This window comes from Brevibacterium siliguriense (assembly GCF_900105315.1).
GTDB classification, from domain to species: Bacteria; Actinomycetota; Actinomycetes; order Actinomycetales; family Brevibacteriaceae; genus Brevibacterium; species Brevibacterium siliguriense.
The window spans coordinates 941296-966640 of sequence record NZ_LT629766.1 but is presented as its reverse complement, the minus strand read 5'-3'; the positions used below and the strand labels follow the sequence as shown (position 1 = coordinate 966640).

General features: G+C 65.2%; 21 protein-coding genes. 11 read left to right on the top strand and 10 right to left on the bottom strand.

Annotated elements, in window-relative coordinates:
• Positions 1-177 precede the first annotated feature (177 nt).
• Positions 178-1431: a trans-sulfuration enzyme family protein gene (locus tag BLU88_RS04200; protein ID WP_269457667.1), complete on the bottom strand. Its 1254-nt coding sequence runs from the start codon at positions 1429-1431 to the stop codon at positions 178-180.
• A gap of 197 nt (positions 1432-1628) precedes the next feature.
• Between BLU88_RS04200 and BLU88_RS04195 the strand changes: the two genes are divergently transcribed.
• Together BLU88_RS04195 and BLU88_RS04190 are read left to right on the top strand one after the other, a co-directional pair.
• Positions 1629-1982 carry an ArsR/SmtB family transcription factor gene (locus tag BLU88_RS04195; RefSeq protein ID WP_092010288.1) on the top strand — a complete coding sequence of 118 codons (354 nt, stop codon included), beginning with the start codon at positions 1629-1631 and terminating at the stop codon, positions 1980-1982.
• Positions 1979-2470 carry an SRPBCC domain-containing protein gene (locus BLU88_RS04190; protein WP_092010285.1) on the top strand — a complete coding sequence of 164 codons (492 nt, stop codon included), beginning with the start codon at positions 1979-1981 and terminating at the stop codon, positions 2468-2470. The genes BLU88_RS04195 and BLU88_RS04190 overlap by 4 nt, the downstream gene beginning before the upstream one ends.
• On the opposite strand, the gene BLU88_RS04185 is transcribed toward BLU88_RS04190, so the two are convergent.
• Entirely contained in the window at positions 2439-4058 is a 1620-nt protein-coding gene (locus tag BLU88_RS04185) for an acyltransferase family protein (RefSeq protein ID WP_157688961.1), read from the bottom strand. The two genes, BLU88_RS04190 and BLU88_RS04185, sit on opposite strands and share 32 nt — an antisense overlap.
• A 252-nt stretch (positions 4059-4310) precedes the next feature.
• Here BLU88_RS04185 and BLU88_RS04180 point away from each other — a divergent pair, with 252 nt between their 5' ends.
• Entirely contained in the window at positions 4311-5342 is a 1032-nt protein-coding gene (locus BLU88_RS04180) for an NAD(P)H-dependent flavin oxidoreductase (RefSeq protein ID WP_092010279.1), read from the top strand.
• Between the two features lie 38 nt (positions 5343-5380).
• Here BLU88_RS04180 and BLU88_RS04175 read toward each other — a convergent pair whose 3' ends face one another.
• Positions 5381-6112: a response regulator gene (locus BLU88_RS04175; RefSeq protein WP_269457666.1), complete on the bottom strand. Its 732-nt coding sequence runs from the start codon at positions 6110-6112 to the stop codon at positions 5381-5383.
• Positions 6113-6280: 168 nt separating this feature from the next.
• Here BLU88_RS04175 and BLU88_RS18075 point away from each other — a divergent pair, with 168 nt between their 5' ends.
• The 3 genes from BLU88_RS18075 to BLU88_RS04165 all read left to right on the top strand — a co-directional run bounded on the left by BLU88_RS18075 (position 6281) and on the right by BLU88_RS04165 (position 10237).
• Positions 6281-7180: a DMT family protein gene (locus tag BLU88_RS18075; RefSeq protein WP_157688959.1), complete on the top strand. Its 900-nt coding sequence runs from the start codon at positions 6281-6283 to the stop codon at positions 7178-7180.
• The gene (locus BLU88_RS04170; RefSeq protein ID WP_157688957.1) at positions 7177-9234 is read left to right on the top strand and encodes a sensor histidine kinase; all 2058 of its coding nucleotides are present in this window, start codon (positions 7177-7179) and stop codon (positions 9232-9234) included. The genes BLU88_RS18075 and BLU88_RS04170 overlap by 4 nt, the downstream gene beginning before the upstream one ends.
• Positions 9235-9349: 115 nt before the next feature.
• Complete coding sequence (locus BLU88_RS04165) at positions 9350-10237, top strand: hypothetical protein (RefSeq protein ID WP_092010273.1); 888 nt, start codon at positions 9350-9352, stop codon at positions 10235-10237.
• On the opposite strand, the gene BLU88_RS04160 is transcribed toward BLU88_RS04165, so the two are convergent.
• Complete coding sequence (locus tag BLU88_RS04160; RefSeq protein WP_157688955.1) at positions 10206-11108, bottom strand: CPBP family intramembrane glutamic endopeptidase; 903 nt, start codon at positions 11106-11108, stop codon at positions 10206-10208. The two genes, BLU88_RS04165 and BLU88_RS04160, sit on opposite strands and share 32 nt — an antisense overlap.
• 181 nt (positions 11109-11289) lie before the next feature.
• On the opposite strand from BLU88_RS04160, the gene BLU88_RS04155 reads away from it, so the two are divergent.
• Together BLU88_RS04155 and BLU88_RS04150 are read left to right on the top strand one after the other, a co-directional pair.
• On the top strand, positions 11290-12696 hold the full coding sequence (locus tag BLU88_RS04155) for an ATP-binding protein (RefSeq protein ID WP_092010268.1): 1407 nt from the start codon (positions 11290-11292) through the stop codon (positions 12694-12696).
• Complete coding sequence (locus BLU88_RS04150; protein WP_092010266.1) at positions 12693-13325, top strand: response regulator; 633 nt, start codon at positions 12693-12695, stop codon at positions 13323-13325. The genes BLU88_RS04155 and BLU88_RS04150 overlap by 4 nt, the downstream gene beginning before the upstream one ends.
• A gap of 14 nt (positions 13326-13339) precedes the next feature.
• Here the strand turns inward: BLU88_RS04150 and BLU88_RS04145 are convergent, their stop codons facing one another.
• Entirely contained in the window at positions 13340-14101 is a 762-nt protein-coding gene (locus BLU88_RS04145; RefSeq protein WP_092010264.1) for an SDR family NAD(P)-dependent oxidoreductase, read from the bottom strand.
• A 199-nt stretch (positions 14102-14300) separates the two neighbouring features.
• Positions 14301-14879 (bottom strand): NADPH-dependent FMN reductase, encoded by a 579-nt coding sequence (locus BLU88_RS04140; RefSeq protein ID WP_092010262.1) that lies wholly within the window; start codon positions 14877-14879, stop codon positions 14301-14303.
• Positions 14880-15220: 341 nt separating this feature from the next.
• Here BLU88_RS04140 and BLU88_RS04135 point away from each other — a divergent pair, with 341 nt between their 5' ends.
• On the top strand, positions 15221-15880 hold the full coding sequence (locus tag BLU88_RS04135; protein ID WP_092010260.1) for a TetR/AcrR family transcriptional regulator: 660 nt from the start codon (positions 15221-15223) through the stop codon (positions 15878-15880).
• A gap of 351 nt (positions 15881-16231) precedes the next feature.
• On the top strand, positions 16232-17308 hold the full coding sequence (locus BLU88_RS04130; protein WP_092010052.1) for an IS110 family RNA-guided transposase: 1077 nt from the start codon (positions 16232-16234) through the stop codon (positions 17306-17308).
• 46 nt (positions 17309-17354) lie between these two features.
• Here the strand turns inward: BLU88_RS04130 and BLU88_RS04125 are convergent, their stop codons facing one another.
• The 4 genes from BLU88_RS04125 to BLU88_RS04110 form a co-directional block, all read right to left on the bottom strand.
• Positions 17355-19181: a dipeptide ABC transporter ATP-binding protein gene (locus BLU88_RS04125; protein ID WP_092010258.1), complete on the bottom strand. Its 1827-nt coding sequence runs from the start codon at positions 19179-19181 to the stop codon at positions 17355-17357.
• Positions 19178-20239, bottom strand: coding sequence for an ABC transporter permease (locus tag BLU88_RS04120; protein WP_231939576.1), 1062 nt, complete (start codon positions 20237-20239; stop codon positions 19178-19180). The genes BLU88_RS04125 and BLU88_RS04120 overlap by 4 nt, the downstream gene beginning before the upstream one ends.
• Positions 20239-21330, bottom strand: coding sequence for an ABC transporter permease (locus tag BLU88_RS04115; protein WP_092010256.1), 1092 nt, complete (start codon positions 21328-21330; stop codon positions 20239-20241). Before BLU88_RS04115 ends, BLU88_RS04120 begins: the two co-directional genes overlap by 1 nt.
• A 152-nt stretch (positions 21331-21482) precedes the next feature.
• Entirely contained in the window at positions 21483-23117 is a 1635-nt protein-coding gene (locus BLU88_RS04110; protein ID WP_092010254.1) for an ABC transporter substrate-binding protein, read from the bottom strand.
• Between the two features lie 476 nt (positions 23118-23593).
• On the opposite strand from BLU88_RS04110, the gene BLU88_RS04100 reads away from it, so the two are divergent.
• A complete protein-coding gene (locus tag BLU88_RS04100; RefSeq protein WP_092010250.1) occupies positions 23594-25132 on the top strand; it encodes an alanine/glycine:cation symporter family protein in 1539 nt (512 codons plus the stop codon).
• Positions 25133-25345: the final 213 nt, after the last annotated feature.

Here is a 25345-nt window from a genome sequence, read left to right as displayed (position 1 = left end):
ACTCCACGTCGGGTTTTCCCGACACCCTGTGACCGCAGACACTGGATCTGCGAACACGCCTCGGCCGCACCGCAGCCCGTGCCGATCCTCAGCATCCCTCACCTTTCGTGACTGATCACCCCGCTGCAATAAGGTGTTATGCCGCTGAGGGTGAGGGATGCCGAAGCGCCGGGAGGATCAGCCGATGAGGAGAGGACGTGCTGCCGACGGTGAGTGATGGTTGTCAGCAATCTCCACCGCCGCCGTGGCGTCGAGGGCCTGGGCGAGGTCGGCGAGTATGTCGTCGACGTCCTCGATGCCGACGGACAGGCGGATGAACCGTCCCGAGACGCTGACCTCGCTGCCGGCCACGGACAGATGCGTCATCGTCGCCGGGTGGTCGATGAGGGACTCGACTCCCCCGAGCGACTCGGCCAGGGTGATGAGCTTCGTGTTCGCCACCAGCGCCAACGCCCGCTCCTCGGTGTCGGTGCGCAGGGACACCACTCCCCCGAATCCGCTCATCTGCCGCTTCGCCACCTCATGCCCGGGGTGGGACGGCAGACCCGGATAGATCACCTCGGCCACTTCGTCGCGAGCCTCGAGCCATTCGGCGACTGCCTGCGCGTTGGCGCAGTGCGCCTTCATCCGCACCGGCAGGGTCTTGATCCCGCGCCTGGTCAGCCAGGCGTCGAACGGGGAGATGCCCAGCCCGACTGAGGCGAGGTGGCTCTCGAGACGGTCGACCACCTCGGCGGCGCGGGGACAGCTCGTCCCATCACCGGCCAGCACCGCCCCGCCGATGACATCGGAGTGGCCGTTGATGAACTTCGTCGTCGAGTGGACGACGATATCGGCGCCGAGCTCCAGCGGACGCTGCAGCACCGGGGTCGCGAAGGTCGAATCCACGGCCAGCAGGGCATTCGCGGAATGGGCGAGGCGGGCCGCCTCGGCGATATCGATGATGTCGAGTCCAGGATTGCTCGGGGTCTCGACCCAGACGATCGCGGTGTTGTCGTTGATGGCGGCGGCGAGCGCCGCAGCGTCGGTGAGGTCGACGGTGCGGATGACCACTCCCCAGCGCACGTATTCGTTCTGCAGGAGGCGGAAGGTCCCACCGTAGACGTCGCGGGGCAGGATGACCTCGTCACCGGGACGCAGCAGCGCGGAGAACACGGCCACCTCGGCCGAGGTTCCCGAGTTGACGGCCGCGGCGAATGACGCGCCCTCCAATTCGCACAGCGCCTGTTCGAGGTCACTGCGATTCGGCGTGCCCGTCCGCGCATAGTCGAAGCCGGCGCGGGTCTGACCCGGGGTGTCCATCATGAAGGTGGAGGTCTGGAAGATCGGGGCCACGACCGAACCGGTGTGCGCTTCGGGCATGGCTCCCGAGTGCACCGATCGGGTCGAGATTCCGGCGGTTGTGGTGGGTTCGAAACGGGGTGAACTCACGGCGGATCCTTCCTTCACTGATGGGCACCGCTGCATCTGCGGTGTGATTCAGTGTGAGTGGCGCAGGTGTGCGCGCGCGAACGCGCTGACGCGGACGGTCACGTCACGTCATATGTCGCCGATGAATGTCATTTTTCGACGCTAATCTCTCTGCCACCTCTTCCCAACCGATACTTCACGGAGTAATACTTAGCCTTATGGCTAAGCATCAGAATCCATCGGACGAGCTCGACGCGATGTTCGCGGCTCTGGCGGATCCCACACGACGCAGGGTCATCGCACGCCTCGGCACCGGCCCGGCCAGCGTCGGGGAACTGGCGAGTCCGCTGTCGATCTCCCTGCCGTCATTCATGAAACATGTGCACAGCCTCGAATCGTGCGGACTGATCAGGACCGAGAAGTCCGGACGAGTGCGCACCTGCGTGCTCAACCAGAATCGCTTCCACCTGCTCACGGGCTGGCTGGAAGAACAGCGGCGGATCTGGGAAGAGAGCACCGATCGGCTCGAACAGTTCGTCACCGAAGAGTTCGTCACCAAGGAGGAATCATGACCGCCCATCTCTCTCGCACCAGGAATCAGAATCCGGACCTCGATCTCAGCATCCAACGCGTCATCCGCGCACCGAAGCAGACGATCTGGAATGCCTGGACCACACCGGATCAGCTGGCCCAGTGGTGGATTCCGGCACCCTTGCAGCTGCGCGTCGACTCCCTCGAACTCACTCCGGGCGGCGCCTTCGTCACCCGGATGAGCGAGGACGGCACCGAATGGCATCCTCATGTCGATGCCGTGTTCCTCGTCATAGAGGAAGGCAGCCGACTCGTCTTCACGAATGCGGTCAACAGCTCCTGGCATCCGGCCCTGCCCGACCCGGTGGCGATGACCACGGAGATCATCCTCGGCGACCATCCCGACGGCACCGACTACCACGCCGTCGTCCGACACGGCAGCCCCGAACAGCGTACCCGCCACGAAGAACTCGGCTTCTTCGACGGCTGGGGAACCGTCACCGACCAGTTGGCCGCCTCGGTGGAATGACTCGTGCGTCCCGCGGGGCCAGCCCGGCAGACAGGATGAGGGAAACCATGAGCAGACCGAACGCGACCAACGTCCAAATCAACGGGGCGATCCCGACGAGCAGCGCAACGACGACGCCCGCTGTGGCGGTACCGACGGCGATGGCGGCCCGCAGCCGCGGGCAGCCGACAGCCGGTGTCACGTCGTCGGCTCCTGCTTGGGAAGCAACCGGGGTGATGTCGTCCGCCCCGGAATCGGAATCCAGCGAACCTTTCCCACGCATCTCACGAGCCACCTCGACGATCGTTCGGCCGATCGAGGCAAGCCGCTGTTCCGACGGAAACGGAATTCGCTCAGCCGCCATGGCCACCAGGCTGGACAGCACCATAACGGCGACCAACCAGGGCAGACGCGTGGCCCACCACCATGACGATCCGATCTCCGGAAGCACGAAATCGGACGCACCGGGCACGAAGGACACCGCTTGAGCGAGAGTGCCCAGTGAGCCGATGAGCACGATGACGATGCTCATATGCCACAGGTAGACGTGCATCCCATACCGATTGCCCCAAGTGATGACCCGACCCCAGATCTGCGTACGAAGCGCTCGGGGGTCGAGTGCCGCCTCGCTGGTGGAAACGTTCTCGTCCGCAGCATTGAGCATTCGACCCAGCCGGGCGTGCACGAGCCGCATTCCGCACAGCTGGACCACCCCGAGCAGGACGAGAGCACCGGTCGGCGGGTTGAGGTTGACGAGCATATTGGGGCTGTACACACCGGCGGACACGAGCCCGACCAGGACCAGCAGCGCTGCTGCCAGCACCGCCCAGGCGAGGAACCTGCGGACGGGTCGATCGAGCGCATCGGCGTAGAAGAACCCGAGCTGCTGAACCAAAGGCCACACGAACAGGAAGTTCAGGTATCCGAGCCCGGTCACGCCCGTGACCGCGACCAGACCGTCGACGACGATGACTGCACTGGCCAGGGCTGCCAGTGACCGCCTCGGCGCGGTTTCGTGGAAATGCACGGCAACCGGCACCAAAGCGGTGAGACCGACGTAGACGGCGAGGAACCACAGCGGCTGACCGATGCGCAGACTCGCCTCGGCGAGGAGGTCGGTCGAGACCCCGAGCTCGCCGGCCGCGGACAGTCCGAGGCCGGCGAGGCCGATGAGCACGGCGACGGGCACGACGATCCTGCGCAGGCGGGCGCGCAGATAGTCCGTCCACGTGCCGCCGCGGGCGCGGGTGCGACGCCAACCGGTGATGCCCGCGTATCCGCCGATGATGAAGAACAACGGCATGATCTGGAAGAACCAGGACGCGGCGGCGAACCCGGCGGTGTTCGACAGCGCGACCACAGGCTCCACAGTCCCGCTGGGTCCGAGCACCGCCGCGCTCATCATCGAATGGAGGATGACCACGACGACGAGGCAGCCGAAGCGCAGAAGGTCGATGACCCGGTCGCGGTGAGGTTTGGCCGGGGCCTGCCCGTTCTCGGCCTGGCGCCGCGTCGACGCGGGTGGTGTGTTCGGGGCGGTGCTGGCGGCGAGCTGCGTGTTCTCTTGGGGGTCATCGGATGGCAGCGGGTCGTTGAGCGTCAATGTCATTTCGGTTCCCTTTTCCGGGTCGTCGAGGTGCGATGACACCGAAGTTAGGAACCGCATCTGCCTCGGCACATCACGCCGAAGAGCCGACCTCTCACCCTCCGACCGATACTTCCGAGGGATGCCGTCGACCGACCGCCTCATACTCACGACACCCGAGCGTGTGAGAATGGCGATGAGCACGCCCGACCACGCGGCCGCCTCGCCCGGCGACAGACACCGAGCCCGGCTTCGGCCACGACAAAGGAGAGAACTGTGACGATCGCCTTCGCGAAGACCCCGCTGCCCATCATCGGAGCGCCCATGGCCGGTGGGACGTCGACTCCTGAACTCACCGAAGCCGTCGCCCGTGCAGGCGGGTTTCCTTTCGTCGCCGGCGGCTATCTCACCGCCGAGGCTCTCGCTCCGCTGGTCACACGGATGCGGGAGACGACCTCTGACTTCGGCGTCAACCTCTTCGCCCCGAACCGCGTCCCCGTCGATCGCGAAGCTTTCGACGAGTTCGTCAGTGCGCTCGAACCGGTCGCTGCCGCCCGGGGAATCACGCTCGATCCCGAACCGGTCGAGGACGACGACCACTTCGACGACAAGCTCGACTGGCTCACCGAGCACCCAGTCCCCCTGGTCTCAATGACGTTCAATCTGCCCACCGCCGAGACGGTCGACCGCCTCCACGCCGTCGGCACTCAGGTCGTCGCCACGGTGACCTCGGTTCCCGAGGCGCGGGCGGCCGCCGAGGTCGGGGTCGATGGGCTCGTCGTCCAAGGCCCGCGTGCCGGCGGGCATTCGGGCACGGCAGATCCGACGCGGACCATCGAGGACCGCGCGACGGTCGATCTCGTCCGCGACATCCTCGCCGAGGTGGACCTTCCTGTCGCAGCCGGAGGCGGAGTTGAGGGCGAGGCCATGGTGGGCGACCTCCTCGATGCGGGGGCGAGCGCCGTCGTCGTCGGCACCTTGCTGCTGCGCTCCGACGAGGCAGGCACCGCGCCGACGCACCGTGCCGCCTTGGCTTCAGAAGAGTTCACGGAAACCCAGCTGACCAGGGCATTCACGGGACGGCCCGCACGCGCGCTGGTCAATGACTTCGTGCGGAAGTTCGATTCGGTCGCCGTCGACGCCTACCCGGCAGTGCACCATCTGACAAAGGAGTTCCGAGCCGCGGCCAAGAAGGCCGATGACCCGCACGGCCTGCATCTGTGGGCGGGCACCGGCTACCGCAGTGCGCGGGAGGGCTCTGCCGAGACCATCGTCAAGGACCTCGGCGCCCGCTTCACCCGCGAATAGTCGGCGGGCGGCTGCACATCGCCCGACGCCCGCGCCCGTCAGCTCCCGGCGACGACCAGCCCGGATTCGTATGCGGCGACCACGATCTGGGTGCGGTCGCGCAGCCCCAGCTTCGACAGGATCCTCGAGACGTGGGTCTTCACAGTCTGTTCGGCGAGGTAGAGCTGTTCAGCCACCTCGGCGTTGGCGTGGCCCTTCGCCACCAGGGTCATCACGTCGATCTCCCGGTCGGTGAGCTGACCGAGCACCGCGGTGTCCTTGGCCACGGTGGGCCCGGCGACGTATTCGGCGATGAGGCGGCGGGTCACCGACGGCGCAAGCAGCGATTCCCCGCCGGCGACGACCCGGACCGCGGTGATCATGTCCTCGGCGGTGGCGTCCTTGAGGAGGAAGCCGCTGGCACCGGCCCGGAGCGCGGAGAACACGTATTCGTCGGCGTCGAACGTGGTGAGCATGATGACCCGCGGGTGGTCGCCGGGCATGTTGAAGATCGCTCGGGTGGCGTCGAGTCCGTTGAGCGTCGGCATCCGAATGTCCATGAGGATGACATCGGGGCTCGTGCGGCGGACGAGGTCGACGACAGCGGATCCGTCATCGGCACTGCCGACGACCTGCATGTCCGACTGCGCGTCGAGCAGAGCCCCGAACCCCTGCCGCACCATCGCCTGATCGTCGACGATGGCGACCCTGATCGTCGTCTCCGACGGAGGCGGCACACTCGCCGAGGCGGCTCCCCCGTCTCCGTTCCGCGCATCCTCAATTCCCGGCATGGTCCCAACCTACCGGACAGCGGCGTCGCAGAACCCTCGCAATCCCCGAGAATCCGCCGCTCGGGCCCGGTTTCGCGCCGATCTCATCCTCACGGGTGATACGAGCGACTCCTATTTCACTCCTGCGTATGATGTGCGGGCTCATACCGGCTCCCTAACGTTCGAGTCATGATCACCACCGCCGTCATCCTCGCCACCGCTGCAGCGTTCTGCCTGGCCTTGGGCACCCACTTCCAGCAGCATGCCGTGGCCGCTATGGCTCCGAGCCTGCGCCGTCGCGCCACCTGGGCAGCCGGGCTCGGACTCATGGGGCTGGTCACGTTGCTCAACGTCATCGCGCTCGGACTCGGCCCGGTCGCCATCGTCCAGCCCATCGGTGCGGTCTCTCTCATCTTCGCCGTCCTCATCGGGCGGCGGTACTTCGGGCTCCGTCTCGGTGCTCCGCTCCTCATCAGCATCGCGGTCACACTCTTCGGAATCTTCACCTTCGTGGCCACCTCGGCGAGGTACGCTCACGAGATCTCCGTGAACTCACAGTCGGTGACCTGGCTGCTCGCCGTGCTCATCGCTCTCACCCTCTTCGCCGGGCTGTTCTCGTTCAGCTCCGCAGGACACATCCCCAGGGTCATCATGACCGGGATCGTCTTCGGCACGGTCGCGGCGGCCACGCACGTCCTGGCTCGGTCGGTCGTCTTGTCGGGACTGCCCGGACTTAATACGTTCGGCCTGCGCTGGTGGGCGCTGCTGGCCGCGGTCGGTCTGGCCTCGGCCGCAGGCTTCTGGCTCGTCCAGACCGCGTACGCCTGTGGCCCTGCCGAAACGGTGCTGGCCGGCCTCACGGTCATCGACCCGATCGTCGCCGTCATCATCGGTGCCGCGTTCTTCGGCGAGTACACAGGACTGACACCGCCTGCCACCATCGGCCTGCTCGTCTCCGCGGCTGTCGGCATCGGCGGAGTGTGGATGCTCTCACGCTTCCACCCGAAGGTCCTCGAATCCCGCGGCACCATCCCCACCACCTCTGCGGCGGCCGCCTCGACAACGGCACAGGAAGGAATCACGCTGTGAACCACTCCCCCGATCTCACCTCCCCCGCACCCGCCGACACGTACGCTGGAGACGTGCCCCGCCCAACAGAGCCTCCGCAGATCGGCCCGCATGCCCAGGCGGCCGCCGATTCTCAGGCCGCGACCGCGCCGCGTTCGTGGTGGGCCCGGCTGTGGCACAATCTCGGCCGTGATGCCGGCTTCGTCGCCCCGAGTCTGGTCATCTCCCTCATCGCGTTCCCGGTGCTCGTCACCCTGTTCTCCGTCTCGATCGCCACGGTCATCGTCTGGGTCGGCGTGCTTCTCCTGCCGCTGTCCCTCACTGTCGCCCGCGCATTCGGCAACCTCTCCAGGGCCCGTGCCCGTGCGTGGGGTGCCTCCATCACCGAGGTGCCTCCCCGTCCCCGCGGACGTGGCCTCCGCTGGTGGCTGGCTCCGCTGTCCGACGCCCGTGCGTGGTTGGATCTGCTCTTCGAAACCGTGTTCGCCCTGCCGATCCGGCTCCTCACGTTCTCCATTTCCCTGGCCTGGGCCGCGGGCGGACTGGGCGGCATCACGCACTTCTTCTGGGGCGCTTTCGTCCCTGACGGGGGCGGAAACACCGTCGACTGGGTCGTCGCCTGGACGACGAACTCTCCGGTCACGAACCTCGGATTCACCGCCGAGGCGACCTTCCAGTTCATCGTCGGGATCATCCTGCTGCTGACGTTCCCTTTCGTCCTCCATACCATGGCACTGCTCGAGATCGTCGCGATTCGTGCGGCGCTGTCGACCGATGGGGCGGCTGCCGCGATGCAGTCGGCCCAGCCGGAACACTCGGCACAGACGCCAGGTTCTTACTCGTCCGCCGCGCCGCAGGCGGCTCGCTCAGAACTGCCGCGTCATCCGGCACAGTCCTCGCCGCTGTCGGCCCTCGAGGGGAGCCAGGGCTGGTTCTGGCTCATCGCGGCTTTCGTCGGTGCCGTGCTCGTGGCGGTCGCCTGGCCGGTGACCACCGTCCTCTATGGCGTCCCGACCGTCTACGCGATGCTTCTCGCGTTCGGCCTCAGTGCCGCGCTCCTGCTTGCCGTGCGCTGGCCGATCCCGGCAATCGGTCTCGGACTCGTCTCTCAGGCGGCGGGCATTCTGCTCACCGCGGATGTCTCGGGAGCAGTCCGTCCGTTCACGGTCACCTCGCTGTTGGCTCTCGTGTTCCTCCACCTCATCATCGGTCTGCGTCACCGCTGGATCCACCTCGTCGCGCTGTGGTCGGGCAGTGCGCTCATCGGCGTGCTCGCCTTGATCCTGCCGCATGCCGGCGAGCTGCCCGGGGCACTGTCGAACGTCATCACCACTGTTTCGATTGCCGCCGGCGCCGGGATCATCGGTGTCATCGGCAACCTGCTCCTCAAAGGTCGCCGGCAGCTCGAATCCGAACGCGAACTCAGTGCCGCGGAGCTGGCGAAGCGGCAGGAGCTGGAGGAGCGCAACCGGATCGCTCAGGAGCTCCACGATGTCGTCGCCCACAGCATGTCGGTCATCAGCGTGCAGGCGACGACGGCGAGGTACCGGCTCCCCGGACTCGATGAGCGCAGCCTCGGTGAGTTCGATTCGATGGCCTCTTCGGCCAGGCAGGCGCTGACGGAGATGCGCGGACTGCTCGCGATCCTCCGCGGGGGCCGGGATGCGGACCTGGCTCCGCAGCCGACCGTCGAGGACATTCCCGCCCTCGTCGATGTCACCCGCGGCTCCGGCGCCGTCGTCGACCTCGACTTTCCTGCAGAGACCTTCACGCTGCCGCCGACGACGAGCCTCACGGCGTTCCGCGTGGTGCAGGAGAGTCTGTCGAATGCGCTGCGGCATGCCGCCGGCGCTCCGGTGGGGGTCACCGTCACGGTCATCGAGTCCCGGCTCGAGATCTCCGTTCGCAACGGTGAACCCGACGGCGCGGCGGACGCGGGTGGACACAGCCACCTCGGCGGAGGTTTCGGCATCAAGGGGATGCGCGAACGCGTCGAAGCCTTGGGCGGAAGCCTGCGGGTGGGGCCGACGAGTGCTGGCGGGTTCGAGGTCACCGCGTCGCTGCCCACGGAGTGAGGGTCCGCGGAAAGCGCAGAGGCAGCGCGGATCCGCGGCAGATCAGGTAGGCGGCGGTCGATCGGTGCCATACTGAAAGTCCCCACCTGCTCCCCTCCGGAAGGACTGTATCCCCATGTCACAGCCGTCCCATTCGCTGTCTGCGCTTCCGGCCTCGTCAGCGACCGCCTCGGCGCCGGATCCGAAAGCACCGAGACGATCGGTGCGTATCCTGCGGCGCACGATCGCCATCATCATCGTCGTGGCCTTCAGCCTGGCTGCGGCCGGCGGGATCATCGTCCTCCTCGGCGACATCGAGTCCGAAGCGACGTACAAAGTCATCGGCACCACGGCTCTGACTGGCGCGGTCAGTGTTGCAGCATTCTGCGGTGCCACGCTCATCGGTCGCCGGACCCAATGGTTCGGAATCGTCACGATCGGGCTGGCCGTGGTCACTTTGGGCCTGGCCCTGTGGTTCCTCTGGGGTGACCCATTTGGAGGACCGGACAACTATGAAGTCTGGGACCTTCTTTTCAAGGCCCTGTCCTCTTTCGCACTCCTCTCCGCTGTCACCTCTGTCAGCTCGCTCATTCTGCTGCTGGTGCCTCGGTCCTGGGTGGTGCGGATCGGGCTGCCGATCACGCTCGGCCTGCTTACTCTCGGCACGAGCCTGGTTCTCATCACGATCTGGGTGGAATCGGCGTGGGAGCTCGAGTGGCTGACTCGCCTCAACGGGATCGTGTGGATCCTCGCCGCGCTCGGAGTCGTCGTCGTGCCGCTGACTTCGCTGCTGCTCAGGGCCGGGTCGAAGCCTGCGAGCGCCGACCGCACTGGCGAGACGTCAGCCCGATCGACTCAACCGTCGTCGTCCCAGCCGTCGTCCCAACCGGCGCCGATCCTGTCGCCTTCGACGCTCGATCGCATCAACGCCGCCGCGCGGGCTGAGGGCATCACTGCAGATGAGCTCATCGATCGGCTTCTGACCGCGGAGCCTAGAACCCCTTCGGCAGACGAGAGTCGATGAAACCTGCGACGAAGGCGCCGATGATGCCGAAGACGATCGGAGCCGCGATCGACATGACGACCTCGATTGTGGGGGCGCTCGTCGCATTGAGGTCGGCACCGGCGAGCACACCCAGACCGAACGCGAAGACGTTGTTGACGATGTGGAAGGCGATTCCAGCTTCGAGGCCGCCGGTGATGATGGTCAGGGTGCCGACGATGACAGCGAAGATGCCGACGTCGATGAGTCCCGGCAGGTCATAAAGGTGGCCGACGACGAAGAACGGCACGGGGATGAACACGGCCCACGCGGGGTGGCGCAGCCATGAGCCGATGATGTTCATGGCCAGGCCGCGGAAGACGATCTCCTCGGCCGTCGCCTGGAACGGAACGAGGAGGATGATTGCGATGAGGATGGCGAGCACTTGGCTGTTCCACACGATTCCCGAGGCCAGGTTGCCCATCGCCCCATCGGAGAAGACGACCATGACGATCGCGCAGACCACCCATACGACCGTGCCGACCAGCAGGTACCGGCCGAGCTGCCCCCATCGCATGCCGCCGCGGATCGAGATCATCGAGGAGAACGAGCGCCGGTAGATGCATAGAGTCGCGAGCTCGGCGGCCGGCCACATCAGGATGACGCTGACGAGTCCGAAGAGGGCGCCCGTGGTCGTGTTCATGTCGATGAGCTGGTCTGACCACGCGTTGAAGTCACCGTCGGCGCCGAGGGCGAAGAGTGCCCAGAGAAAGAAGGTCGCGAACAGGCCGATGACGGCGATCATGTAGAACACCGAGGTCAGAAGCGCCACGAGGATCGGCTTGAACCACCGGTGTCCAGGTTGCGCGGCGAACTGACGATGATAGCGCAATGAGTAGGGTTGATCTCTCATGTCTCCACCCTTTCGAAACCGACGGCCGCCCGCCATCGGCCGAGGGCATGATTCGTGTCATCCGATCGAATGAATGCGCATGTCAGATGGCCGTCGGCCGGATGCCTGCGATCCCATTGTCGGACACATTTCATCCTTTCGGGCGACAGACCATCCGCCGTCTCACCGGTAGGCTCGAAGGGTGACACCTCGCCCTGCCCGCCGCCCGCTCGCGCATGCCCTCCTCTGGACCGGCATCTCCGCGGTCGTCGGCGCGCTCCTGCTTTTCATCGTCATCGGCAAACAATGGCCTGACCCGAAACCCATCGGTGCTGAGGCGGATGCGCTCAGTGCCGAAATCTTCGTACACATCGTCTTCGGGCTCGTATCCTTCGTCTGTCTGCCCATCGTCCTCGTCTTCGACGGACGCCGGATTCCGCGCAAACAACTGCGTCCGAAGGTCCTGGCCTCAGAGAAGCTGCGCGAATTCCTCACAGTCACCGGGCACGGCGGTGATGAGTTCCTCGCTGCCGACGGCTCAGTCGAATCACTGCAGCGCCGTCCGGGCGGCTGGGTTCCCGTCACCGCCGGAATCATCGGCATACTCCTCGGCACGGTCAGCATCCTCGGCGCCTTCGCCGCTTCGATCATGCTCATCTCGCTGTCGGCCAGGCGCAGCTGGGCCCTCGACTTCGTCGCACTCGCCGCCACGCTGGCAGCCTTCTCAGCGACCTATGTGCTCACTCCGCAGGCGGCAGGGGCCTTCGATCTTCCCGTGTTCGTCTTCGGCAGCACGCTCTACGCCGTCATCGTCATCGTCGGCGTCATCCGCGGCGCCCGCGAACAGGGCTTCATCGATTCCGCTGCCCAGACCCTGCTGCGCGAACGCTCCCGACAGGACCGCGCCATCGCCGAGGTGCGCCGCGGCATCGCCCGCGATATGCACGATTCCCTGTCCCACCACCTCTCCGTCATCGCGATGTACTCCGGTGCGCTGTCCGTGCGACAGGACCTCGACCCCGACGAGGTGCGGGAGAACGCCCGCCTCATCGCCGATGCCGCCCGCCGCTCCGGCGTCGAACTCCGGGAGGTGCTCACCATGCTCCGCAGCGACGATCAGGGCACGGTCATCGACCCCGACATCGACCGCCTCGTCGCGGCCAGGGGCGACACCGCCGAGCTGCGCTACCTCGAACCGGTGACAGGCGCGGCGCTCCACCGGTGCGGGTCACTCGAGCAGACGACGATCTACCGCTTCGTCCAGGAGGCGATCACGAACGCGGTCAAGCACGCACCGGGCCAGACGGTGACGATCAAGGTCGGCTTCGATGAGGCCGACGGTCACCTAGTGCTCGTCGCCAGCAATCCGCACACAGGTCTGGCCCCGGCCTTCCGCGCCGGAGCTCAGCAGCTCGTCTCCGGATCCGGGTTGGGACTGCTCGGGCTGCGGGAGAGAATGGAGGCCATGGGCGGCGATCTCACCGTGACGACGACTCCGGAGTTCACTCTCCGTGCCCGCATCCGCGTCGATGCCGACATCTTCACAGACGGCGACGCCCCTGGAACTGCCGGTACGATCGACTCCCCCGACGAACAGGAGAACGCATGACGATCCGCGTCATCATCGCTGACGACGAATCGCTCATGCGCTCGGGGCTCAAGCTCCTCCTCGGCGCGGCGACCGATATCGAGGTCATCGCCGAGGCGGTCGACGGAGTCGAAGCCATCGACCTCGCTCGCCGGCTGAGTCCCGACCTCGTGCTCATGGACATCCGGATGCCCCGCCTCGACGGGCTCGAAGCGGCACAGACCCTGCTGAGCGATCCCGAACACCCGCAGGTGCTCATGCTCACGGCCTTCGGCACCGACGATTTCGTCCACCGTGCCCTGCAGTCCGGGGCCGCCGGCTACATCCTCAAGGACACCCCACCGGAAGAGCTCATCAATGCCGTCCGTGCGGCAGCCGACGGGACCCGGACCCTGTCGGCGACTGCCCTGGCCACATTGATGTCGTCTCGTCCGACCGCCTCGGCGCCGGGTCGGGATCCGCTCGCGTCACTGTCGACCAGGGAGCGGGAGATCGCCGAGGCGGTCGCACAGGGAATGACGAACGCGCAGGTGGCAAGGTCGCTGTTCGTCTCGGCGGCGACGGTGAAGACCCACTTGGCGCGCATTTTCGACAAACTCGAGGTGACCTCGCGGGTGCAGCTGGCGCTGCTCGTCAACTCACATCGCTGAGCACCCCTAGCCGATCATTTCGGGGCCATGCGGATGGCGCCGTCGAGGCGGATCGTCTCTCCGTTGAGCATCGGGTTGGCCACGATCGATTCAACGAGCTGCGCGTATTCGGCGGGCTTGCCCAGTCGGGCCGGGTGAGGAACGGACTTGCCGAGGGATTCCTGCGCCTCGGCGGGCAGACCGGCCATCATCGGGGTCTCGAAGATGCCGGGGGCGATGGTGACAACGCGGATGAGAGAGGCGGCGAGTTCGCGGGCCATCGGCAGGGTCACCGCGGCCACAGCACCCTTGGACGCCGAGTAGGCGATCTGGCCGATCTGGCCGTCGAAGGCCGCCACTGAGGCGGTGTTGACGATGACTCCGCGCTCTTCGCCCTCCGCTTCCTGCTCCTGCATGGCCGCGGCGGCGAGGCGGCAGACGTTGACGGTGCCGACGATGTTGATGTTCAGCACCTTCTGGAACGCCTCGAGCGGCAGCGGGCCCTTGCGGGAGACGAGCTTCCCGGGCGTCGCGACACCGGCGCAGTTGACGACGACGCGCAGCGCGCCGAGCCCGGTGGCGGTGTCGACGGCGGCCTGAACCTGCTCTTCGCTGGTGACGTCGGCGGTGACGAAGTGAGCGGCATCGCCGAGTTCTGCTGACGCCTGCTGACCGACCTCGGCGTTGAGGTCGACCATGACGACCTGGGCGCCGGCGGCCAGGAGGCGTTCGGTGGTGGCGCGGCCGAGTCCGGAGGCTCCGCCGGTGACGAGGGCGACGGTGTTCTTCAGTTCCATGGGTGTCCTTTGCATCGCTGAGTGAACGGTTGATCACTGTGACTCTAACGCAGGCGTGGGGACGGTCACAGTGCACGGTCGGGCGGGGCCGCCTCGGGGAGACGATCACCAGGCCGATGATGTCGGTCGCGGCGAGGACGACGAAGCCCGCCGGTCGGGTGACCGGCGGGCCTGTCTCAGTTCAGCACTGTCGGCAGACTCAGGCGGCCTGCTCCTCGGCGCGGGCTTCGCGCACGGACTTCAGGGCCTCGCCCCAGGCGACGATGTCGTCGACCATGGATGCGAACGGGGCGGCAGAGACTTCGGTCGGGGCGAAGGTGCCGTCGGCGACGTCGGTGAAGATCGAGAATGATGCCTGGTCACGGACGACGGCCAGCTTATAGTTCGCGAGGATGTGGCGCAGGTGCTCAGCGGCGCGCACTCCCTTGTCGGCGCCGTAGTTCACGATGCCGGCGACCTTGTGGTTGAACTCGGTGGCAACGAAGTCGAGGGCGTTCTTCAGCGAACCCGAAATCGAATGGTTGTACTCCGGGGTGACGAAGATGAAGGCGTCGAACTCTTCGAGCTTCGCGCCCCAAGCCTTCGTGTGGTCGTTGGCGTACATCTTCGCTCCGGCGGGGATCACCTCGTCGAGGAGAGGCAGGTCGAAGCTGCCGAAGTCGACGACCTCGGCGCGGACGTCATCATTGGAAGCCAGCTGCCGCTCGACCCAGCTCACGATCTGCGGGTTGAGCGCCTGCGGGCGGGAAGTTCCGGGAATGATGGCAATGTTGAGCATATGCGTCCTCAAATCGTTGAGCGGTGTCCACCGGCCGGGCGGCCATGGCGGTCGAGTTCACGGGCAGAGCCTGCGACCTCGGCGCACCGGATCGCGTGCAGCTCCACACTGACCAACATGGTTGAACGCTCAATCATTCCCGCCGCAATGAGTGACCCTGGTCACTCATTGCGGCGGGCATGGAATTCAGTTGGGGCCGGGCACTGAACACGGTGATACCGTAATTCCCCGCGAAATCAGGCCCGCAGAGACCGCCTGTCGTGTAAGGTCGTTGGGCAAGTGAAAGACTGTTCGTTAAAAAGTCGGCTTCGACGGAAAACTAGGCAAGGAGTCCGGTCATCGTGCGCTCAACCAACGGCCGCAACAATATTCTCCGCTCGGCCCGGGACACTTTCGCGGACAAAGGATTCGACGGCGCGTCCATCCGCGATATCGCACAGACAGCAGGTCTGAGCCTCTCCGCGCTCTACTACTACTTCCCGTCCAAACAGGAAGCACTGTACGAGCTCGTCCACACAGCGTATACCTGGTACGTCGAGCACTGCCGGGCGGTCATCGCCGACGTCGATGACGATCCTGTCGATCAGCTGGCTGTAACGGTGCGCTATCTCGCCCGCTACCGGATGGAGAACGTCTCGGTCTCCACCGTGCTGCTGCGCGACACCGAACGCCTCACCGGCGACAACGCCGTCCGCGTCAAGGGCCTCCAGCGGGAGGCTCGCGAAATCATGGGCGATATCGTCCAGGCCGGCATCGACGCGGGGGCGTTCCGCGTCAGCAGTGCGGCTCTGGCTACACGCGCGATCCACTCGATCTGCAACTCACTCTCGCTGTGGTACCGGCCGACGGGCGATCTGACTCCCGACATGATCGAGCGCGACTTCACTCAGTACTCGCTGCGCATCCTCGGCATCGACCCCGACGAGGCCGAACTCGACCGCCTGCTGGCTCTGCCGGTCAATCAGGCCGGAATGCTCGACTTCATCGCCGACACCCACTAACCCCCTTACTACCTGACGGCGGCCCAGATACCTCGCGCTGTGAGTATTGACAGTGGCTGGTCTGGGACTGGCTGGCAGAGTAGGTGTTGGCCTCTCCGTCCAGTGATCGTGACTCCACCTCGCGCTGACCCACACCGTGGTGTCTTGCCCTCGATTTGTCCGATCACATGGATGGTGCGGCCGGCACCAGCTCGGCCCACATCGGTAACTTGATCAGAAGGCTGTCCACCCCCCGAAAATCCAGGGGTGTGACTCATCACAGTGTTGTTCCGAAGTGATCTCTAACCCGGACCGGTACCGGCCGCAAGCGGCCACGCAACCCATCGGTCAAACAGGGAGCTTCGAACCGCTATGTCTATTGTCGCGCACTTATACAGTTTCTTCATCGGTGTTGATACACACGCCAGAAACCACGTGTATTCCATCGTCACCAACACTGGAATTCTCGTCGAAACCCGTTCCTTCCCCACCACGTCAGCAGGAATCAAACGAGCCCTCACCTGGGCCGGCAGGCGCACCAGCGGTGACCTCGACACCCTCTGGGTCGTTGAAGGTGCTGCCTCGTACGGTGCGGTGCTGACCGGACACATCGCCGCAGCCGGGTATCCGGTAGTCGAAGCCGGGCGTATGGATGCCAAAGCCCGCCACGGTGTCGGTAAGAGCGACGAGCTTGATTCCCGCCGGATCGCGGCATCTGTATTGCCTCTCGACGCCGATCAACTGCGGTGGCCGCGTCACGGTGAAGGTGTCCGGCAGGCGCTGCGTGTCCTGCTGGCAGCCCGGGACGCGATGACCACGGAACGGACTCGGATGATCAACTCCCTGACAGCTCTGGTGCGCACCATCGATCTGGGCATCGATGCCCGCAAGTCATTGACCAGTGACCAGGTCGACGAGATCGCGAAATGGCGGACCCGCAACGAAGACGTCGACTTGTCCACCGCCCGGGAAGAAGCGATCCGTCTGGCCAAACGCGTCCTCGTTTTGAACGATGATCTGCAGACCAACCATGACAGGCTCACCGAGCTTGTTGAAGCTAGTCCGGCCGCACCCTTGCTGGATGAGCCCGGGATCGGCCCATTCAGCGCCGCTGTGTGCTTCACCGCGTGGTCCCACCCGGGGCGGGTGCGGAACGAGGCCGCGTTCGCAGCTCTGGCGGGAGTGAACCCGATACCTGCGTCGTCGGGCAACACGCGCCGGCACCGGTTGAACCGGGGCGGGGATCGGCAGTTGAACCGGGCCCTACACACAGTGGTCATGAACCGAATGGTCCATGACGAACGGACCAGGAACTACGTGGCCCGCCACTACGGTGAAGAACCGACGAAGAAATCCAAGAGGGAGATCAAGCGCAACCTCAAACGGTATCTAGCGCGCCGGGTCTACAAGATCCTCAACGCGCTCGATACCGTTCCTCAACCCGCTTGACAAGACATAGAAGGATCGAGGTTGCTGGGCCGCCGTCAGGTAGTAATTAGGGGGTGGGGCGGTAGGTTCTTGCCAGTTCGCGGCGTTCGGCCTGCTCCTTCGGGTCCGGGACCGGCAGCGAGGCGATGAGGCGCTTCGTGTAGTCGTTGTCCGGTGATCCGAGTACCTGCCCACCCGTGCCCTCTTCGAGCAGTTCGCCGTGGAAGAGCACCCCGATGCGGTCGGAGAGCATATCGACCACGGCAAGGTCATGGCTGATGAACAGGGCCGCGAAGTCGAAGCGGTTCTGCAGCTCGACGAAGAGTTCGAGCACCTTCGCCTGCACGGACACGTCGAGCGCCGAGGTCGGCTCATCGGCGATGAGCAGCTCCGGGTCGAGTGCCAGTCCGCGCGCCAGCGACGCCCTCTGTCGTTGACCGCCTGAGAGCTCGTGCGGATAGCGGGCCGCATATGCCTTCGGCAGCTGCACGGAATCGAGGAGCTCGAGCACTCGCTGCGACCTCTCCGACTGGGCCATCTCCCGCCGGTGGATCGCGAACGGTTCGGCGATGCACTCCCCGATCGTCAGGTGCGGATTGAATGAGGCCGCAGGATCCTGGAACACGAACCCGATCCGACGCCGGATCTTCGAGAACTCGCGCTCCTTGAACCCGACCATCTCGTGCCCGAGCACCGAGAGGCTGCCGCCGCTGGCCCTGGTCAGCCCCGCGATCGCGCGCCCAATCGTGGTCTTGCCCGACCCCGACTCACCGACTAGTCCGTAGACCTCTCCGGCCTTGATGTCGAAGCTGACCCTCTTCACCGCGTGGAAGTCCGACTTGCCGATTCCGCCCGGATAGACGATGTCGAGGTCGCGCGCGGTCACGATCGATTCGCGTGCGTCCCTCTCCTTCGCCGAGGCAGTCTCCTCCGAGGTCTCCCCCGCTGAGTCGGTGCGCGGTGAGCCGGTGCCGACCGACTCGGAACCCGTCGACGACGGATCCCCCGCGGTCGCACCGGCCCGGGGTTCCGCTTCGGCAGCGGCAGCCTTGCGACTGCCGGCCACGGTCGACCCGATCCGCGGCACCGCGGCAAGGAGTTCGCGCGTGTACTGCTCCTGCGGATCGTTGAAGAGCTGCTCGACGGACGAGACTTCGACGAGGTCGCCGCGCAGCATCACGGCCACGCGATCGGCGAGGTCGGCGACGACGCCCATGTTGTGGGTGATGAGCACGATGGCCGTGCCGGTCTCGTCCCTCAGCTCGCGCAGAAGGTCGAGGATCTCTGCCTGCACGGTGACGTCGAGGGCGGTGGTCGGTTCGTCGGCGACGATGAGCTTCGCCCCCAATGCCAGAGCCATGGCGATGACGATGCGCTGCTTCTGCCCGCCCGAGAACTGGTGCGGGTAGTAGTCAAAACGGCTTTCGGCATCGGGGATTCCGACCTGCCGCATGGCCTTGACGACGCGCGCCTTGAGGTCGGCTTTGCTGGCCTTCCGATCGTGGGCGCGCAGACCTTCGGCGATCTGCCACCCGACCGTGTAGACGGGGTTGAGAGCCGTCGACGGCTCCTGGAAGACCATCGCCACATCCCGGCCGCGCATGGCCCGCAGCTTGTCGGCGGAGACGCTGAGAACATTCTGTCCGGAGATGACGATGGCGCCGGAGCGCTGCGCCGTCTCGGGCAGCAGCCCGAGGATGGACCGGGCGGTCACGGTCTTGCCGGACCCCGACTCACCCACGATCGCCAGCACCTCACCTGGTGAGACGCTCAGCGACACGTCCTTGACGGCGTGGACGTCCCCACCGTCGGTGGAGAAGGTGACGTCGAGTCCGTCGACGTCGAGGATGCTGCCGGTCGCGGAAGCGGTCTGCTCGTATTTCTGCTTGCTCATGCCGTGACCTCCGCGGGCTTGGTGTTCTTGACCTTGGCTTTGCGCCGCACGCGCAGACGCGGGTCGTTGAGGTCATTCATCGACTCTCCGACCAGGGTGATTCCCAGCACCGTGAGCACGATGGCCAGGCCCGGGTACACCGCCGTCCACCACACGCCGGAAGTGACGTCCGGCAGCGCCTTGTTGAGGTCGTATCCCCATTCCGACGCCGAGGTGGGTTCGATGCCGAATCCCAGGAACCCGAGTCCGGCCAAGGTCAGAATCGCCTCGGAGGAGTTGAGTGTGAAGATCAGCGGCAGGGTCCGCGTGGCGTTGCGGAAGATGTGCTTGGAGATGATCCGAGTCTTCGAGGCCCCGAGGACGATCGCCGATTCGACGAACGGTTCGGCCTTCAGACGCAGAGTCTCGGCACGGACGACGCGGAAGTACTGCGGGATGAACACGACCGTGATCGAGAACGCGGCCGCCGCGATTCCGCCCCACGCGCTCGACTGACCGCCGGAGATCGCGATCGACATGACCAGCGCCAGCAGCAGAGTCGGGAAGGCGTATACGGCATCGGCGATGACGACGAGGATGCGGTCGAGCCACCCGCCGATGTAGCCGGAGATGAGTCCGAGGATGACCCCGGCGAAGATCGACATGACCACGGCCACGACGATGACGGCCACCGCGGTCTGGGCGCCCCAGACGACGCGGGAGAAGACATCGTAGCCGCCGACGGTCGTGCCCCAGATGTGAGTGCCGCCGGGCGGAAGCTTAGACCCGAAATTGCCTTCGGAGGTGCCCAGCTGGTTGAAGCCGTAGGGGGCGATGAGCGGAGCGAAGATCGCACAGATGATGACGATTCCGCACAGCACCAAACCGGTGATGAGCATTCCGCGCTGCAGGCCCACGGACTGGCGCAGGTGGGAGACGATCGGCAGGCGGGAGAACCAGGATTTCTTGGCTCGGTCATCGAACGCCACGGCGAGAACACCGGAGCCGGGAGTCTCCTCGGCGAAGGTCTGAGGCGTCTCGTCCGGGCCTTGGTTCTGCGGGTTGTCTGGAGTGGACATCAGTACCTCACTCTCGGGTCGATGAACGCGGCGATGACGTCGACGAGGAAGTTCGTCACCGCGACGATGACGGCGAGGAACACGACGATTCCCTGGACGGCCACGAAGTCACGGGCGGTCAGGTACTCGGCGAGCTTGAAGCCGAGCCCCTTCCATTCGAACGTCGTCTCCGTGAGCACGGCGCCGGCGAGCATGAGCGCGATCTGCATGCCCATGACGGTGATGATCGGGATCAGCGCAGGACGGTACGCATGCTTGGTGACCAGGCGGTATTCGGAGATTCCGCGGGATCGACCGGAGTCGATGTACTGCTGTTCGAGCGTGCCGATGAGGTTCGTGCGCACGAGTCGGAGGAACACTCCGGCAGTGAGGACGCCGAGCGCGATCGCCGGCAGCACTGCGTGGGCGAGCACATCGCCGAGGACGGAGAAGTTGCCGATGCGCAGGGCGTCGATGAGGTAGAACCTCGTCGGACCGACGACGCCGGACATGATGTACTCGGTCTCCGTGGTGCCGCGTCCGGCCACCGGCAGGACAGGCAGGAAGACGCCGAAGATGAGTTTGAGGATCATGCCGGCGAAGAACACCGGAGTCGCATAGCCGAGGATCGCGAGCACACGCAGTGCCGCGTCCGGAGCCTTGTCGCGGTGGTAGGCGGCGAGCATGCCCAGCGGGATGCCGAGGATGAACGCGACGATGAGCGCGTAGAACACGAGCTCCACGGTGGCCGCACCGTAGTTGAGCAGGATCGACGAGACCGGTTGGCCGTCGGAGACCGCCGTGCCGAAGTCGCCCTTGAGCAGGTCGCCCAGGTATTCGAAGTACTGGACGAGGATGGGCCGGTCGTAGCCGGCGGCGTGGACGCGCTCGGCCAGCTGGGCCTTCGTCAGGCGCCCGCCCAGCGCAGCGGTGATCGGGTCACCGGTGATGCGCATGAGGAAGAACACCAGAGTGGTGAGAATGAAGATGGTGGGAATGATGAGGAGGAATCGGATGAGGACGTAGCGTCCCAGTCCGCCTCCCGAGGGCTTCTTGACCGCGACCGAAGTCTCGGCGGCCTCAGCCCCTGGTTCGCTGATGGCAGCAGACATGTGTTCCTTATGAGATGTGTTTCGATGCGCTCACGGCAGAGGACAGTCAGGGGTCGCCTCGGCGAGGGTCACTGCAGATGTACGGACCTCACCGCGAACGCGCCACGAGGTGCAGGCGGCCTGATCGGCTCACCTGCACCTCGTGTGGGTGATCACTTGCTCAGCAGTGCCAGACGGAACTGGAAAGCGGGGTCGAGGGTGTCGTCGACGCCCTTGACGTCCTTGCCGGACACGGCGATCTGGTTTCCCTGCAGCAGCGGCAGGGTCGGCAGTTCGTCGGCCAGCTCACCCTGGATCTTCTTCAGAGCCTCTTCGCGCTTGCCCTTATCGGCGATCGAGGACTGAGCATTGAGCTCCTTGTTCATCTTCTCGTCACGGTAGTGGTTGGCGAGGAATGACGGAGTCTCATCCGTGTCGTAGAAGAACGGCACGAGGTAGTTATCGGCATCCGAGTAGTCCGGGAACCAGCCCAGCTGGTACATCGGGTAGACGTCGTCGGTGCGGTCCTTCGAGTACTGCACCCACTCGGTCGACTGCAGCTTGACCTTGAACAGACCGGTTTTGTCCAGCTGGTCCTTCACGAGCGCGTACTCATCGCCCGAGGAAGGTCCGTAGTGGTCAGGATTGTACTGCAGCTTGAGCTCGACTGGGGTCTTGACTCCGGCATCCTTGAGCGTCTTCTTCGCCTTCGCGACATCGGCGCCGCCCTTGCCGTCGCCGTATTCGGATTTCAGCGGTTCGTCGGAGCCGGGGAGTCCGTCAGGCACGTGCGAGTACAGCGGTGTGAAGGTGTCCTTGTAGACCTGGCTGGCGATGGCCTGACGGTCGACGGAATCGGCCATGGCCTTGCGCACGGCGAGTGCCTTCTTCTCATCGGCCTCATCGGTCTTCGCGCCGAAGGGCATCGTGTCGTAGTTGAACACGATGTAGCGGATTTCGCCGCCTGGACCCTTGTGGACCTTGAGGTTCTCGTTCTTGCCGAGGTCCTCGACGTCGGTGGCCGAGAGCGAACGCCATGCGACGTCGATGGTGTTCTCCTGGACGTCGAGCTTCATGTTGTTCGCGTCCGAGTAGTACTTCATCTGCACGGTCTCGGTCTTCGCAGGCTCGATGAAGCCCTTGTAGTCCGGGTTCGCCTTGTAGGTGATCAGCTCATTGAACTTGAAGCCGTCGATCGTGTACGGACCGGCGAAGGCCTTGCCGTCGACGATGTCCTGGTCCTTCGTGACCTTGTCGGGCGAGAACACGTCTTCATCGACGATCGGTCCTGCCGCGCTGGCGAGCACTCCCGGCCAGGTCTGGTCGTTCTTGCGTTTGAGGTTGAAGACGACGGTCTTCTCATCCGGAGTCTCCACAGACTTCAGTCCGCCCAGCAGCGAGGACGGCCCGTTGGGGTCCTGGATCTTCAGCTGCCGATCGAAGGAGAACTTCACGTCCGAGGAGGTCAGCTCGTTGCCGTTGGCGTACTTGAGCCCGTTCTTGAGCTTGACCTCGTACTTCGTCGGCTCGGTGAAGTCGGCGGATTCCGCGATCGAGGGGTTGAGCTCGGCCGTGCCCGGCTTGTAGGCGAGGATGTACGGGTAGATCTGCTGCTCGACGAGAGAGCTTCCGTTGTCGTAGGCGGCGGCCGGATCCAGCGCCACAACTTTGTCCGTGGTCCCAACCGTGAGCATTCCGCCCTTGTCGTCCCCGCCGTCGCCTCCGGTCGTCGAGGTCGAGCAGGCGGAGAGGAGCAGAGCGCCTGCTGCGGCGATGGCCACGGCCTTTGCGCCAGTTCGTCGTTTCATGGTGTTCCTGTCTTTCACAAGTGCTCTTCGTGTCTTCTTTGCTCGAAGAGATCCGCACCACATCTTACGGTTCCCGTCCCAAATAGTGAACTGGCACACATGAAGTGACCCATCTCGCAACGACTTCGCAACAATTCGCCGAGGCGGCCCTGCCCGACACAGCGAAACCTCCCTTGCCGGAACGGCCGAGCTCCTCCGTCAGCATCACCCCACATCACGACCACAGCTGACGGGAACCGACCACTGTCCCGTCGATTTCCACACCTGCGACGCTGACAGCGCAGGCGGAAGCCGCCTCAGCGAATGCGATTTGCGTCACCGATGACAATCGGTTTGACTTATGAGGTGCATCACAGAGAACGCTAGGGAACCTCTCGTGAAACTGGCCGGTCCCCCGCCGGCCGGTGCTCTGGCACAGACGCTTGATAAGCAACACCGTGTCGGCGATCCCGGCCCGGAAGAACGAATGGAGAAGCGTGTCCGCTTTCATCGACTGGCTCAACGGGGTTGTGTGGTCATCTGCCCTCGTCTACCTGTGCCTCGGCGCAGGTGTCTATTTCACGATCCGCTCGCGCGCGGTTCAGATCCGTCAGATTCCTGCCATCTTCAAGCAGATGTTCACCGGAAAGAGCTCCAATGAGGGAGTCTCGTCCTTCCAGGCTCTGGCGATCTCTCTGGCAGGTCGCGTCGGCGTCGGCAATATCGCCGGTGTCGCCACCGCCATCGGCTTCGGCGGCCCCGGTGCCGTCGTCTGGATGTGGATCTCGGCCCTCCTCGGCGCCTCGACGTCCTACGTCGAATCCACACTGGGACAGATCTTCAAGGAACAGGATCCGCGCACCGGTGAGTACCGCGGCGGCCCGGCCTTCTACATCGAGAAGGCGTACCGCCACACCAAGGCCCGCGGTCTGTTCAAGGTCTACGGCATGGTCTTCGCGGCCGTGACCGTCATCGCCATGTCCTTCATGCTGCCAGGCATCCAGTCCAACGCGATCTCCGGCGCCGTCGAGAACGCTTGGAGCGTTCCGACCTGGGGCACTGCAATCGCGCTCGTCATCATCATGGGCTTCATCGTCGTCGGCGGCATCAAGCGCATCGCGCACTTCGCTTCACTGGCAGTGCCGTTCATGGCCGTCATCTACATCGTCGCAGCCATCGCCGTGACCATCATCAACGCCGACCAGATCGTTCCGGTCTTCCAGCTGATGTTCGCCTCAGCCTTCGGCATCGACGCCGGACCGGAAGCGGCCTTCGGCGGAATCATCGGCATGGCCGTGCAGTGGGGCGTCCAGCGCGGCATCTACTCGAACGAGGCAGGGCAGGGCACCGGACCGCACGCGGCATCGGCCGCCGAGGTATCGCACCCCTCGAAGCAGGGACTCGTGCAGGCCGGATCGGTCTACATGGACACCCTGTTCGTGTGCTCGGCAACCGCGTTCATGATCCTCTCGACCGGCATGTACAAGGTCTTCGACGCCGACGGCACCACGATCATCGGCTCCGGCCGCGGACAGATGGTCGAAGAGATCGCCTCGACTCCGGGCGAGAAGTGGCCGCAGGCCGGACTCGACTCGATGATCCACGGCTTCGGCGCCAGCTTCATCGCGATCTCGATCTTCCTCTTCGCACTGACCACGATCGTCGCCTACTACTACATGGCCGAGACGAATCTCGTGTACCTGCTGGGCAAGGCCAAGAACACCCTGGTGCTTGCAGTCGGCAAACGTGTGCTGCAGCTGCTCATCCTCGTCGCCGTCGCCGTGGGTGCGATGTCGACGGCAGGCAGCGCCTGGGCGCTCGGCGACATCGGCGTCGGCCTCATGGCCTGGCTTAACATCATCGGCATCCTCATCCTGCAGCAGCCGGCGTTCAAGCTCCTGCGCGACTTCGAACGCCAGACCAAGCACGGTCTGGATCCGGTGTTCGAGCCCGAGAAGATCGGAGTGCGCAACGCCGACTTCTGGGATCAGCGTGTCGCCCGCCTCAAGGCAGGCGAAGCGGTGCCGGAAGGCTGATTCCCCACCCGATCGGCTGACACCTCGTCTGCCGATCGGAGGGACAGACTACGAGGCCCGGGACAATGGCGTCCCGGGCCTCGTGCCATTCACCCGCCGAGAGATTAGGTCAAAATCGGACTTCGGTCGGCAAACGCAGGTCACACTATCGGACATTTCTACCGCTCAGAAATGTCCGATAATGACCCATGTTTGGGCTGCGCCGCCTGCCCC

What these genes read in the sequence shown, in the direction of transcription:
- BLU88_RS04175 (WP_269457666.1), bottom strand. Translation starts at nt 6,112, where the DNA reads ATGCCGGGAATTGAGGATGCGCGGAACGGAGACGGGGGAGCCGCCTCG.
- BLU88_RS04160 (WP_157688955.1), bottom strand. Translation starts at nt 11,108, where the DNA reads ATGAGAGATCAACCCTACTCATTGCGCTATCATCGTCAGTTCGCCGCG.
- BLU88_RS04185 (WP_157688961.1), bottom strand. Translation starts at nt 4,058, where the DNA reads ATGACATTGACGCTCAACGACCCGCTGCCATCCGATGACCCCCAAGAG.
- BLU88_RS04145 (WP_092010264.1), bottom strand. Translation starts at nt 14,101, where the DNA reads ATGGAACTGAAGAACACCGTCGCCCTCGTCACCGGCGGAGCCTCCGGA.
- BLU88_RS04165 (WP_092010273.1), top strand. Translation starts at nt 9,350, where the DNA reads ATGTCACAGCCGTCCCATTCGCTGTCTGCGCTTCCGGCCTCGTCAGCG.
- BLU88_RS04190 (WP_092010285.1), top strand. Translation starts at nt 1,979, where the DNA reads ATGACCGCCCATCTCTCTCGCACCAGGAATCAGAATCCGGACCTCGAT.
- BLU88_RS04130 (WP_092010052.1), top strand. Translation starts at nt 16,232, where the DNA reads ATGTCTATTGTCGCGCACTTATACAGTTTCTTCATCGGTGTTGATACA.
- BLU88_RS04110 (WP_092010254.1), bottom strand. Translation starts at nt 23,117, where the DNA reads ATGAAACGACGAACTGGCGCAAAGGCCGTGGCCATCGCCGCAGCAGGC.
- BLU88_RS04195 (WP_092010288.1), top strand. Translation starts at nt 1,629, where the DNA reads ATGGCTAAGCATCAGAATCCATCGGACGAGCTCGACGCGATGTTCGCG.
- BLU88_RS04125 (WP_092010258.1), bottom strand. Translation starts at nt 19,181, where the DNA reads ATGAGCAAGCAGAAATACGAGCAGACCGCTTCCGCGACCGGCAGCATC.
- BLU88_RS04140 (WP_092010262.1), bottom strand. Translation starts at nt 14,879, where the DNA reads ATGCTCAACATTGCCATCATTCCCGGAACTTCCCGCCCGCAGGCGCTC.
- BLU88_RS04115 (WP_092010256.1), bottom strand. Translation starts at nt 21,330, where the DNA reads ATGTCTGCTGCCATCAGCGAACCAGGGGCTGAGGCCGCCGAGACTTCG.
- BLU88_RS04120 (WP_231939576.1), bottom strand. Translation starts at nt 20,239, where the DNA reads ATGTCCACTCCAGACAACCCGCAGAACCAAGGCCCGGACGAGACGCCT.
- BLU88_RS04150 (WP_092010266.1), top strand. Translation starts at nt 12,693, where the DNA reads ATGACGATCCGCGTCATCATCGCTGACGACGAATCGCTCATGCGCTCG.
- BLU88_RS18075 (WP_157688959.1), top strand. Translation starts at nt 6,281, where the DNA reads ATGATCACCACCGCCGTCATCCTCGCCACCGCTGCAGCGTTCTGCCTG.